Here is a 17,557-nt window from a genome sequence, read left to right as displayed (position 1 = left end):
GCGGGCCGCGGGTTGTGGGTGGCTGGGCGCGCAGTTCCCCGCGTGATCGCTGCCGCGGGCTGCGGGGACTTGGCGGTTTCGGCTGGCACGTGAGCGTCGTCGCGGGCCGCGGGTGTGTTGTGGCTGGGCGCGCAGTTCCCCGCGCCCCTTTGGGGCGCCTCGGTGCGCCGGGAAAGAAGGAGGGAGCCCCATGCTTGATCATCTCGTGAAAGGTGTGACCGTTGTCGATGGGAGCGGGGGGGCTGCTTACACCGCTGATGTCGGGATACGGGACGGGCGTATCGCTGTCGTCGGCAGTGTCGGTGAGGAGGCGCGCAGCAGTGAGGACGCCTCCGGGCTCGTACTCGCGCCGGGGTTCGTCGACCCGCACACGCACTACGACGCCCAGCTCTTCTGGGACCCGTACGCGACGCCCTCGCTGAACCACGGGGTGACCACCGTGGCCGCCGGCAACTGCGGGTTCACGCTGGCCCCGCTGAACCCGGACCGGCCCGACGACGCCGACTACACCCGCCGCATGATGGCCAAGGTGGAGGGCATGTCCCTGGTCGCCCTGGAGGAGGGCGCGCCCTGGAGCTGGCACACCTTCGGCGACTACCTGGACGCCCTGGAGGGCCGCATCGCGGTCAACGCGGGCTTCATGGTCGGCCACTGCGCACTGCGCCGCCATGTGATGGGCCCCGACGCCGTGGGCGGACAGCCGACCGACGATCAACTCGCCCGCATGGTCAGCCTGTTCCACGAGGCCATGGACGCCGGCGCCTGGGGTTTCTCCACCACCCAGTCCAGCACCCACTCCGACGGCGACGGACAGCCCGTCGCGTCCCGGCACGCCCGGCCCGCCGAACTGCTGGCCCTGGCCCGCGCCGTCGGCGAGCACGAGGGCACCCAGATCGAGGCGATCGTCGCCGGCTGCCTCGACCGGTTCAGCGACCCGGAGATCGACCTCCTCGTGGAGCTGAGCGCGACCGCCGGACGGCCCCTGAACTGGAACGTCCTCACCGTCGACGCCGCCGTCCCCCAGCGGGTGCCGCGCCAGCTCTCGGCGAGCGAACGGGCCCGTGCGGCGGGCGGCCGGGTGGTGGCGCTGACCATGCCGATCCTCACCCCGATGAACATGTCCCTGGGCAGCTTCTGCGCCCTGAACCTGATCCCCGGCTGGGGCGAGATCCTGGGCCTGCCGGTGCCCGAACGCATCGCCCGGCTGCGCGACCCGGACGTGCGGGCCGGCATGCTGCGGCACGCGAAGTCCGAGGAGGCGGGCGTCTTCCGTCGGCTGACGGACTTCGGACGGTACGTCATCGGCGACACCTACAGCGCACGCAACCGCGGACTCACCGGCCGGGTGGTCCGGGACCTGGCCCGGGAGCGCGGCCAGGAGCCCTTCGAGTGCCTGGTGGAGATCTGCGCGGCCGACGAGCTGCGCACGGTCCTGTGGCCCATGCCCACCGACAACGACCCGGCGTCCTGGGCGCTCAGGGCCGACACCTGGCGGCACCCCGACGTACTGCTCGGCGGCTCCGACGCGGGCGCCCACCTGGACCGCATGTGCGGCGCCCCGTACACGACCCGCTTCCTCGGCGACTGCCTGCGCGGACGCCGGCTGGTCGGCCTGGAGGCGGCCGTGAAGATGCTGACGGACGACCCGGCGCGGCTGTTCGGGCTGCGCGAGCGCGGCCGGATACGCGAGGGCTGGCATGCCGACCTGGTCCTGTTCGACCCGGAGCGGATCGACGCGGGCCAGGCCACCTTGGTGCACGACCTGCCGGGCGACAGCCCGCGGCTGGACTCCCGGGCGATCGGCGTCAGGGCCGTGTGGGTCAACGGCGTCGAGGCGATCCGCGACGACGCGGTGAGCGGCGCGGTGCCCGGCCGGGTGCTGCGCTCGGGCCGGGACACCGAGACGGTGGCCACCAAGTGAACGGTCCGCCCGAGCGGCAGCGGCTGTTCATCGGCGGCGACTGGGCCGAACCGGCCGCCGGCCACTACCCGGTGATCGACCCGGCGACGGAACGGACCGTGGGCCTGGCCCCGGAGGCGACACCGGAGCAGGCGCTCGCCGCCTGCGCCGCGGCCCGCGAGGCGTTCGGCCCGTGGTCGCGGACGCCGCCGCGGGAACGGGCGGCCGTGCTCGCGCGGGCCGCCGACATCGTCCGCGGCCGGCTGGTCCCGTACGCCGACCTGGCCCGCGCGGAGACCGGCGCGACGACCGCCACGGCGCGCGGCATGCAGGTGGCGGTGGCGGCGGCCCGGTTCCACCGCTACGCGCGCGTGGAGGACACCGAGTGGGCGATCGCGCCGCAGATCAGCGAGGCGGGCCCGATGGGCCCGGCCGGCGTGCTCGGCGCGCTCGCGGTGCGCCAGCCGGTGGGCGTCGTCGCCTGCGTCACCTCCTACAACAATCCGTGGGCCAACCCGGCGGGGAAGATCGCCCCGGCGCTCGCGATGGGCAACACGGTGGTGGTGAAACCGGCCCCGCAGGACCCGCTGTCCGTGTACCGGATGGCGGACGCGCTGGCGGAGGCGGGCGCGCCGCCCGGGGTGGTGAACGTCGTCTCGGGGCGCTCGGTGGCGGTGGGCGAGGCCGTCGTGGAGTCGCCCGACGTCGACATGGTCAGCTTCACCGGGTCCACGGCCGTCGGGCAGCGCATCGCCGAAGTGTGCGGGCGCGCGATGAAACGGCAGCTGATGGAGCTGGGCGGCAAGGGCGCGGCCCTCGTCTTCGACGACGCCGACCTCGCTTCCGCGGTCGCCGGGATCGGCACCACGTTCTCCTTCTACAGCGGGCAGATCTGCACCGCGCCGACCCGGGTGCTGGCGCAGCGCGGGGTGTACGAGCGGCTGGTCGCCGGGCTCGCGGCGTACGCGGCCCGGCTGAAGACGGGCGACCCCGGGGAGCCGGACACGGTGGTGGGGCCGGTGATCTCGGCCGCGCACCGGGACCGGGTGGAGTCGTATGTCGAACTGGCCCGCAAGGAGGGCGCGACGGTGGTGACCGGCGGTGAACGGCCGCCGCTGGACCGCGGGTTCTATGTGGCGCCCACGCTGCTGGCCGACTGCACCAACAGCATGCGGGCGGCCCGGGAGGAGATCTTCGGCCCGGTGGTGGCGGTGATCCCCTTCGACGACGAGGAAGAGGGCGTCCGCCTCGCCAACGACAGCGACTACGGCCTCATCGACTACGTGTGGTCCGGGGACGTGGCGCGGGCGTTCCGGGTGGCCCGGCGGCTGCGGGCCGGCGGGGTCGGCATCAACACCGTCGGCCGCAACATGGAGGCGCCGTTCGGCGGGTTCAAGAAGAGCGGGGTGGGCCGGGACGTCGGCTCCTACGCCCTGCACGCCTACAGCGAGGTCCAGGCGCTGGTGTGGCCGGGCTGAGCGGCCGGGCAGCGGCCGGGTCGCGGGGCCTCAGTCCGTCAGGTCCACCCGCACCGTCAGCAGGTCCGTGCCGAACGCCCGCACCGCGGCGCTGTTCATCCGGGGCAGGCCGCGCAGGCGGGCCACGGCGTCGTCGTCCGGGAGCAGATGCGCGGTGCCGGTGTGCCAGCGGCCCCTGATGCGGACCCGGACCCGGGGATCGGCCTGGATGTTCCGTACGTACTGCGACTTCAGGCCGAACTCCGAGACCAGCCAGAACGAGTCGCCGACGCGCCGCCCGCCCACCGGGGTGCGCCGGGGCAGTCCTGAGGTGCGGCCCGTCGTCTCCAGCACGGTCTGCAGCGGAAGCCGCCGCGAGAGCGGATTGGCCAGATGACGCTGGAACCGGGTCACGATGCGGTGCTTCGTCTCGGGGCGTGGGGACATCCGGATCTCCTGAGGGTGGCGGGACGGGTTCCTCCTCGGACGGTACGCCCCGCGCGCCCGTGCGAAGGTACGTCCATGAGCATGCAGGCCGAGATCATCCGTACCCGTCGGCTGGAGCTGCGTCCGCTGCGCGTCGAGGACGCCGAGGAGATGGCCGCCGTGCTGTCCGACCCCGCCCTGCACACCTTCATCGGCGGCACCCCGGCAGGCCCGCAGGACCTGCGCTCGCGCTACCGGCGGTGGACGGCCGGCTCCCCCGACCCCGCCGTCACCTGGCTGAACTGGGTGGTCCTGCTGCGCGCCGAGGACCGGCTCACCGGCACCGTCCAGGCGACGATCGCCGCCGCCGACGGGGGACCGGTCGCCGAGGTGGCCTGGGTGGTGGGCACGCCCTGGCAGGGGCGGGGCATCGCCACCGAGGCGGCCCGTGGGCTCGTCGGCTGGCTCGGCCTGCGGCCGGTGCGCAGGATCGTCGCGCATGTGCACCCCGGGCACCACGCGTCCGCCGCCGTCGCCGCCGCTGCCGGCCTGGAGCCGACCGGCGAGCGGCAGGACGGCGAGGTGCGCTGGGCCCGCGACGTCAGCGGCGGCCCAGGAAGACCGGGTTCGTGAAGCCCGCCGGTGCGCCGGGCAGCGGGCCCGCCGCCGTCTCGTGGCGCAGCTCCGCCCGCACGTACGCCGCGTACGACGGGGTCGTCCGCCACTCGACGACCCCCGAACCGCTCACCGGTAGCGGATCGCTGGTCAGCAGGACGCCCTCGTCCGTCACGAAGCGGACCGTGCAGCGCGGGGCGCCCGAGACCTCCAGGCGGACCGTGACCGGCGTGTCCGCGTCGACGTCGAGGCGTTCGCCGATGCCCGCCTGCCGGGCCCGTCCGCCGGTGGCCGTGAACGCCATCGTGACGTTCTTCGACTCGGCGACGTAGCAGCGGCCCGCGCGGATGCCGTCCTGGACGGCCGGGCGGGTCAGGTCGTCGGCGAGGACCACCGTCTGCGGCAGACCGACCACGTCCGGGTCGCGGTGGGCGTCGCTGCTGCCCATCGCCGGCAGCCACCGCCGGTTCTCCCGCACCGACGCCACCAGCTGGGCGTCCCATGCGGCCAGGGCGACCTCGTCGTCGGGCGTGTAGGGGCCGTTCCACACCTCCACCGCGTCGGCCTCGCCGAAGCCGAACTTCCAGCCGCAGCCGATGCAGGTGGCGTGCGGGTGGGCGGGCACGACCAGACCGCCGGCGGCGCGGATCTGCCGGGCGAACCGGCCGAAAAGGTTGTCCCTGGCCCGGTAGCGCCACTCGACGAAGGTGCCGGGATCGGTGCCGAGGGCCACCAGGTGGCCGTTGCGCGTCGTGACCTCCTCGCCCAGCATGATCAGCAGGTCGTCGCCGGCCTGGTCCGCCCAGTGCCGGTGCGCGGAGTGCGTGTTGTGCTCCGAGGTGTTGATGAAGTCCAGGCCCGCGGCCCGGGCCAGCGCCGCGATCTCGGCCGGGGTGTGGCGGCCGTCGGAGTGCCAGGAGTGCAGATGGCAGTCGCCGCGGTACCAGGCACGGCCGCGTCCCTTCGCCCGCTCCGGCGGATACACCGGCCGCGCGGTCCGGCCCGGCTCGCCGTAGGTCAGCGTGATGGTGAGTTCGTACGCCAGGCCCTGTGGCGCGATGGTGTACGGGCCGAGCGCGATGTGCCAGGTGCCCGCGCCCACCGGGCCCGGCATATAGCCCGGGGTCGCGTCGTCGGCGCGGACGAAGAACTCCGTGCGGGCGCCGCCCGACCAGCCCCTGAAGCCCCGGCCGCCCAGGTCGGTGCCGTGCTGGTCGAAGAGGCCGATGTCGAGCGCGTTGCCCGGTGTGCCGGCCGGCACGGACGGTCTCTCATAGGTGTAGGAGACCTTGATCTCCCGTACTCCGGAGGGGACTTCGACGGGTACGTGGACGAAGTCGGGGGAGCCGGGCGGCAGGGTGCCGCGCACGGTCCTTCTCTCTTCCTGCTGTCCGTCGGCCGCGGCGAAGCTCACGCTTCCCACCGTAGGCGCCGCCGCCGCGGCCGGTGGAATGCCGACCAGTCGGTATGGACACTTGGCGGGCGGGCGGGTACAGATGGGGGATGCGCATCGCCGTCACGATCTTCCTCACCGACGAGACCATCGCGCCCGTCCGGCTCGCCCGGGAACTGGAGGAGCGCGGCTTCGCCGGGCTGTACCTGCCCGAGCACACCCACATCCCGGTCGAGCGCACCACCCCGTACCCGGCCGGCGGCGAGCTGCCGCGCGAGTACGGCCGCACCCTCGACCCCTTCGTCGCGCTCGGGCAGGCCGCGGCGGTGACCGCACGGCTGGGCCTCGGCACCGGCGTCACGCTCGTCGCCCAGCACGACCCGATCGCCCTCGCCAAGCAGATCGCGACCCTGGACCATCTCTCCGCGGGGCGCCTCACCCTCGGCGTCGGCTTCGGCTGGAACGTGGAGGAGGGCGCCGACCACGGCGTGCGATGGCAGACCCGCCGGGAGCTGACCCGCGACCGGATGCGGCTCATGCAGGCCCTGTGGTCCGACGAACCCACCGCCTACGAAGGGGAGTTCGGCGGCGTCCGGGCCAGCCACGCGCACCCCAAGCCCGCCCAGCGGCCGCGCGGCCCGGTGACCGGCCCGCGCACCCTGGTCGGCGGGGCCGCCGGACCCAAGCTGTTCGCGCACATCGCCCAGTACGCCGACGGCTGGCTGCCGATCGGCGGGCGCGGCCTTGCCGAGTCGCTGCCCGTGCTGCGCTCGGTGTGGGCCGACGCGGGCCGCGACCCGGCCGCCCTCCAGGTGGTGCCGTACGCCGTCCTGCCCACGCCCGGCAAGCTCGCCCACTACGCGGAACTCGGCATCGAGGAGACCGTGGTGCAACTCCCGTCCGCGGACGAGCGGGAGGTGCTGCGGACGCTCGACACATACGGCACGCTGGTGGCGGCCCCGAGCCACTGACCCCGTGCGCCTCTGTTTCCGCCCGGGGGCTTGGCGCACCCCCTATCGCGATATAACGTTACTCCAGCCGTGTGCGGCCATGCCGCATCACACGAGCCCTTCAAAGCCCTTCGACGAGACCCGGGGGAAGCATGCCGGCAGAGACCTCGCCCGTACTGCGGGCCTCGCATGCGGACCGTGACCGGGCGGTCGACGTGCTGCGCATCGCGGCGGGCGACGGCCGGCTGAGCGCGGCCGAACTGGACGAGCGCCTGGAGGCGGCCCTGTCGGCGCGCACGGTCGGCGAACTGACCGTGCTCACCGCCGACCTGCCACCCGTGTCGGCCGCCGGCGGCGCGGTGGTGGAGGGGGTCAAGGACGTACTCCGGATCGAACAGCGGTTCAGTACGGTCAAGCGGACGGGGCGCTGGGTGCTGCCGCGACGGCTGGAACTCGCGGCGGAGTGGTGCGAGGTGACGCTCGACTTCACCCAGGCGGTGATCACGCAGGACACCCTGCGGATCGATCTGGACATGCGCGGCAAGACGCTGACGCTGATCACCAAGCCGGGCATCGTGGTCGACGCCGACGCCCTGACCCTGGAGTTCAGCAAGCTCAAAGTCCGCCGCCCCCCGCACCCCGACACCCCGGTCACCCTCCGAATAGAACTGACCGGCAAAAAAACCTACGGCCGCATAACAGCCCGCCCCCCAAGAACCCCCCAACCCCTCCGCAAACCCCGCCCCCCAACGACACCCTGAGCGCGACCTTGCCAACGGCGGCCGCGGCACAGCTCGCAGCCGGCGTTACCCGTCAACCGCCCTGGACTGCCGAGGAAGCCCCTGCCTGCTTCTCCGCGTCGGAGAACAGGAGGGTCGGCTCGGCAAGGATGTCGCGGCCGGCCTCGCTCTTGTAGATCTCGTCGACGCTGCCGAACCGGGCCTCCGAGTAGTCCAGTTCCAAAAGCGCGGCGGCATGCCGGACCGATGCCTCGTCGGGCCCCTCGATCTCCAGGAACGTGGGGAGGTCGGGCCAGGTGTCGAAGTCGAAGGCGACCTCTCCCAGGCGCCATTCCTCGCGGTAGTTCTCCTGGTAGCGCACCTCGGTGAGACCGACGCGGCGCAGGATGTCGGCCATGGCGTGCAGGTCGGCGACCTCGGTCTCGATCTCCTTGGTGCCGTCGATCGTCGTGGCGTCGGTGACCTGCTTGAGCGTGAGCGTCGAACGGGCGCCCTCATCGCGTAGACGGAGCCACGCTCCGCCGTCGAGGGAGTCGTTCTCGAAAATCTTGCGGGTGAGGAGGGTGCGGGGGAGGGCCTGGACGGCGCCGAGGGAGGTCAGCTTGGCCTGGAGGCCGGCGGTGTCGACTGCCAGGAACTTCGCCTCGTACTCGTGCTTCATGGCTCCTTCTCTCAGAAACGGTCCGTAAGTGTGTGCGAACGGGCCGCCAGGAGCAGGCCCATGCGATGGGTGTGGTCGTGCGGTCGGCCGACGTGGGCCCGTTCGGTGAACTCGTTCGTGTGCAGGGTGAGCAGGACAACCCAGTCTCCGAGGAAGTGACGGTGCAGGCGCTCGGGAGACGTGTAGTGCTCCACCGAGTGGTGGCGCTTTTCGACGGGCATCATGAACTCCGCGCCGAACACACCGCCCGGGCGGACCAGGCGCTGCATACGGTCGACGAATTCGGCGAGCGGGTGGTGGTGGTTGGCACTGTAGTGCCACGAGCAACTCGTCCAGACCGCGTCGCATTGCATGTCCAGAGGTTCGCCCTCAAGGAAGTCCCCTTCGATCACTTCAACGCGGGCATGGAGTTCTTCGAGTTCCAGCCGGTCTATCAGGCCCATCGCATATGCATCACTGTCACCCGGGAGACGGACCTGGCCTCCGCGCAGAGCGAGCGCGTCGCGTTCGATGGCGACCACGCGGTACCCAGCGGCAGCCAGAGGCAGGACGAACTTGCCGTCGCTTGCGCCGACGACCGCGACGGTGGCGTCAGGGGCGACGCGTTCCCGCAGTGCGGCGAGGTACTGCGGGAAGAAGGTGAGGGTGTGCTCCCACAGGCTCTGCGTCTCCATGGGGGTGCGCTCCTTGCGTATCGGTGGCGGTGATCACGCGGAGGACTTCTTCAGGGCTGAGCCCCGTGGTGTCTATGCGGTGCATCGGGAATGATGCGTAGTCGTCCGTCACTTGATCCGTGACGGTTTCGAGCAGCGAGTCCCATCGCGATGTCGGCTTGTTCCGGGCGGTGATGCGGCGTCGGCGTTCCTCGTCGGCGCAGACGAGCTGGTAGGTGACAGGCGTGGGCAGCCAGGCCGGCAAAGTGACGCCGAGCTGGGCGCCCAGAGCGCGGTGGCTGGCAAGGCACCGGGCGAAGTAGCTCTCCACGACGACCGAAACGCCGCCTTCGAGGTTGCGTTGGATCTCTTCGGCTGCCGTGAACAGCGAGGCGAGGTAGAGGCACATACGCGCATCGGCATTGGTCCGCTTGTCCACCTCCTGTCTGAGAGGCTGGTACAGGGTCGGCACGGTGGGGACGAGGACGGCCTGGCGGGCGGCGGCCAGCATCGGTGCGATGGTCGACTTGCCGGTGCCCCGTAAACCTTCCAGGCTCTCGAACCGCGGGAGGTCAGACCCGGGCATAGACCACGTCGGGCACCGAAAGGATGAGTTCGTCCGTGGCCGAAGGCCGGTGGACGATGCACCCCGCGGTCTTCTCGTACCAGAACGCGTGGGAGTCCTTGCCCACGGCCTTGCAGGACATGGTCAGCGCCCCACGCGGGTCTGCCTCGATCCGGTCGATCTCGCGAGGCACGCCTGAGGGTGCGCAGACCTCCGGGCTGCCGTGCTCGGAGAGGTCCTCGTCGACGATCACCTCAAGGGGCAGCTCCACCGAATGGAGCTCTTCGCGGAGCCGGCCATAGGCGGCCGGGTCGGTGACTTGCAGCTCGGGGTGGCCGGCTGCGTTGCCGACCGGCCGCAGATGGTGCAGCTTCAGCTGCTTGACCCCGAGTTGCGCCAGGATGCGGGCGAGGGGGAGTACCTCGCCGATGTTCCGTGAGGTCACGGTCATGGTCGCGCCTGCCGCGACTCCGAGGTCCTGTGCCAAGCTGAGGGTGTTGAGGGCACTCTGGTAGCTGCCGTGCCGTCGGATGCCGTCGTTGGTCGAGCCGACACCTTCCAGAGAGACCCTGAGCAGGTCCAGGTGCGGAGCGATCTCGGTCAGGCGGCGTTCGATCCGGTACCCGTTGGTGCAGATCTCGACGCGCTGGCCCAGTTCCTCCTTGGCGTGACGGACAACCTGCGGGAGATCCCGGTAGACGAACGGCTCCCCGCCGAGCAGGGTGACGGCCTCCGTGGCGTACTGGTCTCGCATCAGGGCGAGAAGGCTGATGGCTTCGTCGGCGGCGAAGACATCCGCGTACTGGAGCCGTTCGCCGTGGAAACAGTGCAAGCACGCGAAATTGCAGCGGTACAGCAGCTGCAGGTACAGCATCCGGATCTTCCTGATCCCGGTGACTTCGCCGATCACATGGGCTCCTTCAACTGACTGCCTGAGGGAACCCCGATGGTGGCCGTCTGTCGGGGGACCTCGTCACCGCGTCCGGGGACGGTCTGAGGACGTCCTGGGACGCCTCCCGTGAGCTGCGAACGACTCCAGGACACTGAGAACGCGCTTCGTGTCCGAGAGGTCGGGCAGGATCTCGGGGGCGCCAGCAGCCGCCAGTTCCTCAGGACTGTGGATGCCGGATGCGACCGCGACGATTCCGGCACCCGTGGCCAAGGCGGCTTCCACGTCACGGGGAGTGTCCCCCACCAGGACGGCGGGCACGTCGCGCGCAACGCCACGGAGTCGCTGTGTCCGCTCGCGGGCGACCGCGACAAGCTCGGGACGCAACTCGGCGTCCGCTCCGTAGGCGCCCACCGACAGATCCAACAGAGAGTCGAGACCGAAAGCAGACAGCTTCACAAGGGCATTGGCGGCGATGTTGCCGGTCAGGACGGAGGAAACCCAACCGCTCATCACTGAAGCAGCCTTCAGCGCCTCGTGGACCCCAGGCAACGCCGAGCCGCGCAAGCGCAGCTCGTCCAGGCGCTCGTGCCCCGCACGGGCGAGGGCGGTCTCGATGTCTGACCACTCGGGCACGAGCAGCCCGTCGCGCAGGAACATGCCACGCATGATCAGTCGATCCGTACGCCCCTCCGTATGCGCCGGCTCCGTCGGCTCGCGTCGCGACAGCGCCGTGAAGGCAGCGGCGTAGATCTCCTTGCTCACCCCGGCGTTCTCGATCAGGGTGTGGTCGATGTCCCACAGGACGATGAGCTCCATAGCGCCAGCGTAGGCAGTCGGCAGCGCTGCTCTTCCGCCACGACGTCCCGTAACGTCCTTGCGTGATCGCGCCGCGCAACGCTTCCATGGCTGCTGTGAACGACCGACTGCACTCTGTGCTGGCGCAGCGCGGCGTCTCGCCCGAATCGCTCGCGGAGGTCTGCGAGGTGGATCCCAAGACGGTGAGCCGGTGGCTGGGCGGGCGGGTTCCCCACGCACGGCATCGGTTCCGGGTCGCGCGCCACCTGCGCGTGGAAGAGACATTCCTCTGGCCGGCGCCGTCTCGACGATCCGGCCGATCGCGTGACGGACTGGGAACCGAACTGGTCGGCACCTACCAGAACCGGGCCAGCGTGCCACGGGACGTCTGGCTCTCACTGCTGCGCGAGGCGCAGCAGGAGATCGGCGTCCTCGTCTTCTCCGGGACGTTCTTCGCCCAGTCCAACCCGCATGTCGCCAAGATGCTCTCCGAACGCGCCGCCGAGGGCGTGCGGGTGCGCCTCTGCTTCGGCGACCCGGACGGTCAGGCAGTGGCCATCCGAGGTCGTGAGGAGGGAATCGGCGACACACTGGCCGCCAAGATCCGGGCATCGATGACGTACTACCGCCTCCTGCTGGGCGAGGCCGGGTGCGCGGTACGGCTCCACGACACCACGCTCTACACGTCGATGTTCCGCTACGACGACAACTTATTGGTCAATCCCCACATCTGGGGGCAACCGGCCAGCGCCAACCCCCTGCTCCACCTCAAGAGAACTGACGGAACTGGGTGGTTCGACAACTACGCTCAGAGCTTCGACGCCGTCTGGGCCGCCGCGCGACCCTGGGCACCCGACCAGGAGAGGACCGCCGACCGTGGGCAGGACTGAGTACTACAACGACCCGGCCGCCCCGAAGGCGAACACCCTCGTCCCGGCCAGCAACCTGCTCGTCGTCGACGAGACCGGCGCCATCCTCCTCCAGCGCCGCCGCGACACCGGCCAGTGGGCGCTTCCCGGCGGGGCCCAGGACATCGGCGAGACCGCGGCCGAGTGCGCGGTGCGCGAGTGCCTGGAGGAGACCGGCATCATCGCGGAGATCACCGGTTTCCTCGGCGTCTACACCAATCCGAACCACATCGTGGCCTACACCGACGGCGAGATCCGCCAGCAGTACGAGAACACCTACATCGGCCGCCCCGTCGGCGGAACACCCACGATCAACGACGAGGCCGACGGGGTCCGCTTCGTCCAGCCGGCCGACCTGGACCAGTACGACATCCATCAGAGCATGCGCCAGCAGATCGGCGACTACCTCGCCGGCACCTACCCCTACCTCGGCTGAGGCACCAGGGCAGCTCCGATCCTCTCGACCGAGCAGGAGATCTCCGGCGCCGCCCGCCGGATGAACCGCCCGACCACACTGTCCGGGCCGTAGCGGCCGACGACCTCCGGGATCCGCTCCCGTGCGGTGGTCCGGTTGCCGTCGGGCGTCGTCGTCATGTCGCAGTACACGAGTGCGTCCACCAGCAGTGGATCGTCCAGCAGCGGGAACTCCGTTTCCAGCTCCTCACCCAGCGCGCGCTCCTCGGCTTCCAGCAGCGCGAAGGTGTGGTTGGCGACCAGGCGGATCAGCCGTTCGTCCGCAGCGTGCTCGTCCCTGAGGAAGCGGGCGCCGTCGAGGGGGTGGAAACCGGTCATCGCCAAGCGGGGCGCGTAGCCGACGTCGTGCAGGATGGCGGCGGAGATCAGCAGGTCGGCATCCTCGTGCAGAAGCCGCCCGATCTCCGCCGCCCGGGCGGCGACTCCCTGGCTGTGCGCCCATCGACGAGGAAGCGCGTCAGCGAGCTCGGCCTGCGCGATGGTTTGTGCCCACTGGTACATCGCCTGGTTCATGGACGGCTTCATCCCCTTCCCGAGCATCTATCAGTCCCGTACCTCGGCCGACCGTGCAAGAGGCCGCCGCTCCGCGACGCTGCTGTCTCTGAAACAGGCAAGGACGCCAGCGAGGTCGGCACGCGGGCGCGGACCATCCGGTCGCCATCGCTCGACGGACGGCGGCACGGCCGACCGAACGGCCGCGAGGAACGGCGCGACCAGCCACGACGCCCTCGCACCCCCCGAGCTGCCCCCGCCCCCCGCCGGACCGACGGTGACACGGCCGCCCCGAAAGGGGCCCGGGGAACGGCGCGCCCAGCCACGACGGCCCCGCACCCGGCAACGCACCGCGCACCCCCGGGCTGTCTCCGCCCCCGCTGGATCGACGGTGACGCCGGCCGCCCCGAAGGGGGCGCGGGGAACTGCGCGACCGGCCACCACGGTCCCGCACTCGGCAACGCACCGCGCACCCCCGAGCTGTCTCCCGCCTCCGTTGGACCGACGGCGACACGGCCGCCCCGAAAGGGGCGCGGGGAACTGCGCGCCCAGCCACGACGGCCCCGCACCCGGCAACGCACCGCGCACCCCCGAGCTGTCTCCCGCCTCCGCTGGACCGACGGTGACGCGGCCGCCCCGAAGGGGGCGCGGGGAACTGCGCGACCGGCCACCACGGTCCCGCACCCGGCAACGCACCGCGCACCCCCGAGCTGTCCCCCGCCCCGGACGCAAAGGGGCGCGGGGAACTGCGCGAGCGGCCACGGGGGTGTCGTACCCGGCGATGGCACCGCAACCCCCGACCCCGCTGAACCGGCGGAGCCCGAACGTATGCTCAAGGAATGACGACTTCCGCGACCTCCGGAACCGGCCCGACCGAGAACTCCATGCGTCGCGCCCTCAAACGCGCCCGGGACGGCGTCGCCCTCGACGTCTCTGAGGCTGCGGTGCTGCTCCAGGCGCGCGGCGAGGCCCTTGACGACCTCGCCGCGTCCGCCGCCCGGGTGCGGGACGCGGGCCTGGAAGCGGCGGGCAGGCCCGGCGTCATCACGTACTCGAAGAGCGTCTTCATCCCCCTCACCCGGCTGTGCCGGGACAAGTGCCACTACTGCACCTTCGTCACCGTCCCCGGCAAGCTGCGCCGCGCCGGGCACGGGATGTTCATGTCCCCGGACGAGGTCCTGGACATCGCCCGCAAGGGCGCGGCGCTCGGCTGCAAGGAAGCCCTGATCACCCTCGGCGACAAGCCCGAGGACCGCTGGCCCGAGGCGCGTGAATGGCTGGACGCGCACGGCTACGACGACACCATCGCCTACGTCCGGGCCGTCTCCATCCGCATCCTGGAGGAGACGGGTCTGCTCCCGCACCTCAACCCGGGCGTCATGACGTGGACGGACTTCCAGCGCCTCAAGCCCGTCGCCCCCTCCATGGGCATGATGCTGGAGACCACCGCGACCCGCCTGTGGTCGGAGCCGGGCGGCCCGCACCACGGCTCCCCGGACAAGGAACCCGCCGTACGGCTGCGGGTTCTGGAGGACGCGGGCCGCTCCTCCGTCCCGTTCACCTCCGGGCTGCTGATCGGCATCGGCGAGACGTACGAGGAGCGCGCGGAGTCCCTTTTCGCGCTGCGCAAGGTGGCACGCGCCTACCACGGCATCCAGGAGCTGATCATCCAGAACTTCCGCGCCAAGCCGGACACGGCGATGCGCGGCATGCCGGACGCGGAACTGGACGACCTGGTCGCCACCGTGGCCGTCGCCCGGCACATCATGGGTCCGAGCGCCTGCCTGCAGGCCCCGCCGAACCTGGTCGACGCCGAGTACGAGCGGCTGATCGGCGCGGGCATCGACGACTGGGGCGGTGTCTCCCCGCTCACCATCGACCACGTCAACCCGGAACGCCCCTGGCCGCAGATCGAGGAGCTGGCCGCGAAGTCCGCGGCGGCCGGCTTCGAACTGCAAGAACGCCTGTGTGTCTACCCGGAGTTCGTGCGGCGCGGCGAGCCCTGGCTGGACCCGCGGCTGCGTCCGCACGTGGCCGCGCTGGCCGACCCGGAGACCGGCCTGGCGCGTCCCGGGGCCCGCCCGGCGGGGCTGCCCTGGCAGGAGCCGGAGGAGGCGTTCGCTGCCACCGGCCGTACCGATCTGCACCGCACCATCGACACGGAGGGCCGTACCGCCGACCGGCGCGACGACTTCGACGAGGTGTACGGCGACTGGTCCGCGCTGCGCGAGGCGGCGGCCCCCGGGATGGCGCCGGAGCGGATCGACACGGATGTACGCGCGGCCCTGGCGACCGCGGCCGACGACCCGACCCGGCTGACCGACGCGGAGGCGCTGGCCCTGCTGCACGCCGACGGCACGGCGCTGGACGCGCTCACCCGGATCGCCGACGATGTGCGCCGGGCGGCGGTCGGCGACGACGTCACCTACATCGTCACCCGCAACATCAACTTCACCAATGTCTGCTACACCGGCTGCCGCTTCTGCGCGTTCGCGCAGCGCCGCACGGACGCCGACGCCTACACCCTGTCCCTGGAGCAGGTCGCGGACCGCGCCCAGCAGGCATGGGACGTCGGCGCGGTGGAGGTGTGCATGCAGGGCGGCATCCACCCCGACCTGCCCGGTACCGCGTACTTCGACATCGCGAGGGCGGTCAAGGAACGCGTCCCGGGGATGCATGTGCACGCCTTCTCGCCGATGGAGGTGGTCAACGGCGCCACCCGCACCGGCCTGTCGATCCGCGAGTGGCTGACGGCGGCGAAGGAGGCCGGGCTCGACTCCGTGCCGGGTACGGCGGCGGAGATCCTGGACGACGAGGTGCGCTGGGTGCTCACCAAGGGCAAGCTGCCCACGGCGACCTGGATCGAGGTGATCACGACCGCGCACGAGCTGGGCATCCGGTCGAGTTCGACGATGATGTACGGCCATGTGGACCAGCCCCGCCACTGGCTCGGCCATCTGCGCACGCTCGCCCGCATCCAGCGGGAGACGGGCGGCTTCACGGAGTTCGTGACCTTGCCGTTCATCCACACCAACGCGCCGGTGTATCTGGCGGGCATCGCCCGGCCGGGCCCGACGCTGCGGGACAACCGGGCGGTGACCGCGATGGCCCGGCTGCTGCTGCACCCGTACATCCCGAACATCCAGACCAGCTGGGTGAAGCTGGGCACGGAGGGCGCGGCGGAGATGCTGCGCTCCGGCGCGAACGACCTGGGCGGCACGCTCATGGAGGAGACGATCTCCCGCATGGCGGGCTCCTCGTACGGCTCCTACAAGTCGGTGCGCGACCTGGTCGCGGTGGCCGAGGCGGCGGGCCGCCCGGCCCGGCCCCGTACGACGCTGTACGGGCAGGTGCCCGAGGAGCGGCAGCGGGCGGCGGCGGCCTCGGACGGGCATCTTCCGGAGCTGCTGCCGGTGCTGGACTGACACCCTCGGGAGGCCGCCGGACGGCACGGCCACAGTACGATGATCCGACCCCCGTTCGACGGGGACCCGTAGCGGAGGAGATGCGTACCCGTGCCAGCCCGACTGCCCTCGTGGGCCTGGGTCACCGGTCTGACGGTGGGGGCGACCGCGGCCGTCGTCGCCCTCGCCGTCCAGGCCGACAAGGGGCCGCACCCCACGGCCGCGGCGGCCCGGCCCAGCGCGTCGGCGTCCGCGAGCGCGCACCCGGCACCCGAGCCGACCCGGACGGCGGCCCCCGCGGTGCCGGACGGCTCCGGCACCGGCCGGCGCATCGTCTACTCGCTCGGCCAGAAGCGGGTGTGGCTGGTCGACGCGGCGGAGAAGGCGACCAGGACCTTCACCGTGTGGCCGGGGACGGTCAGCCCCGACCCCGGCACCTACACCATCTCCAACACCCGCCCGGCCACGACCGGTTCGGACGGCGTGCCGATCGAGCACGTCCTCTACTTCGCCGGCAAGTCGGGCCTGTCGATCGCCTTCTCCAACGCGGCCGACGGCTCGTCCCCACCGCCCGCCGACGGCAAGCAGACCAGCGGCATCCGGATGCCCAAGGCGGACGGCGCGGCCCTGTGGACGTTCGGCACGGAGCCGGACACCAAGGTGACGGTGGTCAGCTAGCCGACGACCGGTCCGGCAACTGGACGATCAGCAGGACGACACCGCTGAGCAGGAACGCCCGGGTCGCCGCCTCCAGCCCGTTCCACGTCTTCGACTGCCACATGGCGAACCACTCGCCGCCGATCGCGATGAACCCGGCGCCGAACAGCAGCATCACCATCAGCAGCCCGTACGTGGACACCCGCCGGGCCCGCCCGTGGTCGCGGCGCACCCACAGCCACGTCCCGGCGACGAGGACGAGGGCCGCGGCCCACTCCCAGACGATGATCGCGACGTAGGCGGCGTCCTGGAGCGCGGTGCTCGTGACGGCCCGGCCCATCAGGTCCTCGTCCCGGAACGTCGTGTCCATGGCCAGAACATGCCGTACGAACTGCTGATTGGTGCCGAAGTCCATGACGTTCCCGAGGGCGACGAGCGTCATATAGAGGGCGACGGTCGCGGTGAGCACTCCCGCGGCCAGGGCGAGCCCACGGGATCCGGCGGCGGCACCGGCGTCGGCGGTGCGGGTGGTGGAGGTGGTGACCATGACCGGTTCCTTCCCTGCCGACTCCGGT

The 17,557-nt window shown here is 71.6% G+C and carries 18 protein-coding genes; 9 read left to right on the top strand and 9 right to left on the bottom strand.

Features of this window, described 5'->3' with window-relative positions; genetic code table 11:
• Window positions 1-190 precede the first annotated feature (190 nt).
• Both ACIRFL_RS28450 and ACIRFL_RS28445 read left to right on the top strand, forming a co-directional pair.
• The gene (locus tag ACIRFL_RS28450; RefSeq protein ID WP_404033911.1) at window positions 191-1,921 is read left to right on the top strand and encodes an amidohydrolase family protein; all 1,731 of its coding nucleotides are present in this window, start codon (window positions 191-193) and stop codon (window positions 1,919-1,921) included.
• Window positions 1,918-3,378, top strand: a complete 1,461-nt coding sequence (locus ACIRFL_RS28445; protein WP_404033909.1) for an aldehyde dehydrogenase family protein — start codon at window positions 1,918-1,920, stop codon at window positions 3,376-3,378. The genes ACIRFL_RS28450 and ACIRFL_RS28445 overlap by 4 nt, the downstream gene beginning before the upstream one ends.
• A gap of 30 nt (window positions 3,379-3,408) precedes the next feature.
• Here ACIRFL_RS28445 and ACIRFL_RS28440 read toward each other — a convergent pair whose 3' ends face one another.
• Window positions 3,409-3,804: a nitroreductase/quinone reductase family protein gene (locus ACIRFL_RS28440; protein ID WP_404033907.1), complete on the bottom strand. Its 396-nt coding sequence runs from the start codon at window positions 3,802-3,804 to the stop codon at window positions 3,409-3,411.
• Window positions 3,805-3,879: 75 nt separating this feature from the next.
• Between ACIRFL_RS28440 and ACIRFL_RS28435 the strand changes: the two genes are divergently transcribed.
• Window positions 3,880-4,416: a GNAT family N-acetyltransferase gene (locus tag ACIRFL_RS28435; RefSeq protein WP_404033905.1), complete on the top strand. Its 537-nt coding sequence runs from the start codon at window positions 3,880-3,882 to the stop codon at window positions 4,414-4,416.
• On the opposite strand, the gene ACIRFL_RS28430 is transcribed toward ACIRFL_RS28435, so the two are convergent.
• The gene (locus ACIRFL_RS28430; RefSeq protein WP_404033971.1) at window positions 4,385-5,896 is read right to left on the bottom strand and encodes a CehA/McbA family metallohydrolase; all 1,512 of its coding nucleotides are present in this window, start codon (window positions 5,894-5,896) and stop codon (window positions 4,385-4,387) included. The two genes, ACIRFL_RS28435 and ACIRFL_RS28430, sit on opposite strands and share 32 nt — an antisense overlap.
• Before the next feature lie 5 nt (window positions 5,897-5,901).
• Between ACIRFL_RS28430 and ACIRFL_RS28425 the strand changes: the two genes are divergently transcribed.
• Complete coding sequence (locus ACIRFL_RS28425) at window positions 5,902-6,762, top strand: LLM class F420-dependent oxidoreductase (RefSeq protein ID WP_404033903.1); 861 nt, start codon at window positions 5,902-5,904, stop codon at window positions 6,760-6,762.
• A gap of 131 nt (window positions 6,763-6,893) precedes the next feature.
• On the top strand, window positions 6,894-7,502 hold the full coding sequence (locus ACIRFL_RS28420; RefSeq protein ID WP_404033901.1) for a DUF1707 domain-containing protein: 609 nt from the start codon (window positions 6,894-6,896) through the stop codon (window positions 7,500-7,502).
• Between the two features lie 52 nt (window positions 7,503-7,554).
• On the opposite strand, the gene ACIRFL_RS28415 is transcribed toward ACIRFL_RS28420, so the two are convergent.
• From ACIRFL_RS28415 to ACIRFL_RS28395, 5 genes are all read right to left on the bottom strand, one after another.
• Window positions 7,555-8,142: a class IV adenylate cyclase gene (locus ACIRFL_RS28415; RefSeq protein ID WP_404033899.1), complete on the bottom strand. Its 588-nt coding sequence runs from the start codon at window positions 8,140-8,142 to the stop codon at window positions 7,555-7,557.
• A gap of 11 nt (window positions 8,143-8,153) precedes the next feature.
• Window positions 8,154-8,816 carry a class I SAM-dependent methyltransferase gene (locus ACIRFL_RS28410; RefSeq protein WP_404033897.1) on the bottom strand — a complete coding sequence of 221 codons (663 nt, stop codon included), beginning with the start codon at window positions 8,814-8,816 and terminating at the stop codon, window positions 8,154-8,156.
• Window positions 8,734-9,306: a hypothetical protein gene (locus tag ACIRFL_RS28405; RefSeq protein WP_404033895.1), complete on the bottom strand. Its 573-nt coding sequence runs from the start codon at window positions 9,304-9,306 to the stop codon at window positions 8,734-8,736. The genes ACIRFL_RS28410 and ACIRFL_RS28405 overlap by 83 nt, the downstream gene beginning before the upstream one ends.
• Before the next feature lie 61 nt (window positions 9,307-9,367).
• Window positions 9,368-10,270 (bottom strand): radical SAM protein, encoded by a 903-nt coding sequence (locus ACIRFL_RS28400; RefSeq protein WP_404033893.1) that lies wholly within the window; start codon window positions 10,268-10,270, stop codon window positions 9,368-9,370.
• Between the two features lie 63 nt (window positions 10,271-10,333).
• Window positions 10,334-11,068 (bottom strand): HAD family hydrolase, encoded by a 735-nt coding sequence (locus tag ACIRFL_RS28395; RefSeq protein ID WP_404033891.1) that lies wholly within the window; start codon window positions 11,066-11,068, stop codon window positions 10,334-10,336.
• A gap of 95 nt (window positions 11,069-11,163) precedes the next feature.
• Here ACIRFL_RS28395 and ACIRFL_RS28390 point away from each other — a divergent pair, with 95 nt between their 5' ends.
• Both ACIRFL_RS28390 and ACIRFL_RS28385 read left to right on the top strand, forming a co-directional pair.
• Entirely contained in the window at window positions 11,164-11,937 is a 774-nt protein-coding gene (locus ACIRFL_RS28390) for an XRE family transcriptional regulator (RefSeq protein ID WP_404033889.1), read from the top strand.
• A complete protein-coding gene (locus tag ACIRFL_RS28385; protein ID WP_404033887.1) occupies window positions 11,924-12,391 on the top strand; it encodes an NUDIX hydrolase in 468 nt (155 codons plus the stop codon). The genes ACIRFL_RS28390 and ACIRFL_RS28385 overlap by 14 nt, the downstream gene beginning before the upstream one ends.
• On the opposite strand, the gene ACIRFL_RS28380 is transcribed toward ACIRFL_RS28385, so the two are convergent.
• On the bottom strand, window positions 12,379-12,942 hold the full coding sequence (locus tag ACIRFL_RS28380; protein ID WP_404033885.1) for an HD domain-containing protein: 564 nt from the start codon (window positions 12,940-12,942) through the stop codon (window positions 12,379-12,381). The two genes, ACIRFL_RS28385 and ACIRFL_RS28380, sit on opposite strands and share 13 nt — an antisense overlap.
• Before the next feature lie 818 nt (window positions 12,943-13,760).
• Between ACIRFL_RS28380 and ACIRFL_RS28375 the strand changes: the two genes are divergently transcribed.
• Together ACIRFL_RS28375 and ACIRFL_RS28370 are read left to right on the top strand one after the other, a co-directional pair.
• The gene (locus ACIRFL_RS28375; protein ID WP_404033883.1) at window positions 13,761-16,346 is read left to right on the top strand and encodes a bifunctional FO biosynthesis protein CofGH; all 2,586 of its coding nucleotides are present in this window, start codon (window positions 13,761-13,763) and stop codon (window positions 16,344-16,346) included.
• A gap of 90 nt (window positions 16,347-16,436) precedes the next feature.
• Entirely contained in the window at window positions 16,437-17,003 is a 567-nt protein-coding gene (locus tag ACIRFL_RS28370) for a hypothetical protein (protein ID WP_404033881.1), read from the top strand.
• On the opposite strand, the gene ACIRFL_RS28365 is transcribed toward ACIRFL_RS28370, so the two are convergent.
• On the bottom strand, window positions 16,996-17,529 hold the full coding sequence (locus ACIRFL_RS28365) for a DUF2165 domain-containing protein (protein ID WP_404033879.1): 534 nt from the start codon (window positions 17,527-17,529) through the stop codon (window positions 16,996-16,998). The two genes, ACIRFL_RS28370 and ACIRFL_RS28365, sit on opposite strands and share 8 nt — an antisense overlap.
• Window positions 17,530-17,557 lie beyond the last annotated feature (28 nt).

The organism is Streptomyces sp. NPDC102462 (assembly GCF_044765425.1).
Taxonomy (GTDB): Bacteria; Actinomycetota; Actinomycetes; order Streptomycetales; family Streptomycetaceae; genus Streptomyces.
Note: the sequence above shows the minus strand (reverse complement) of the source record. Positions and strands in the feature narration are given on the sequence as shown.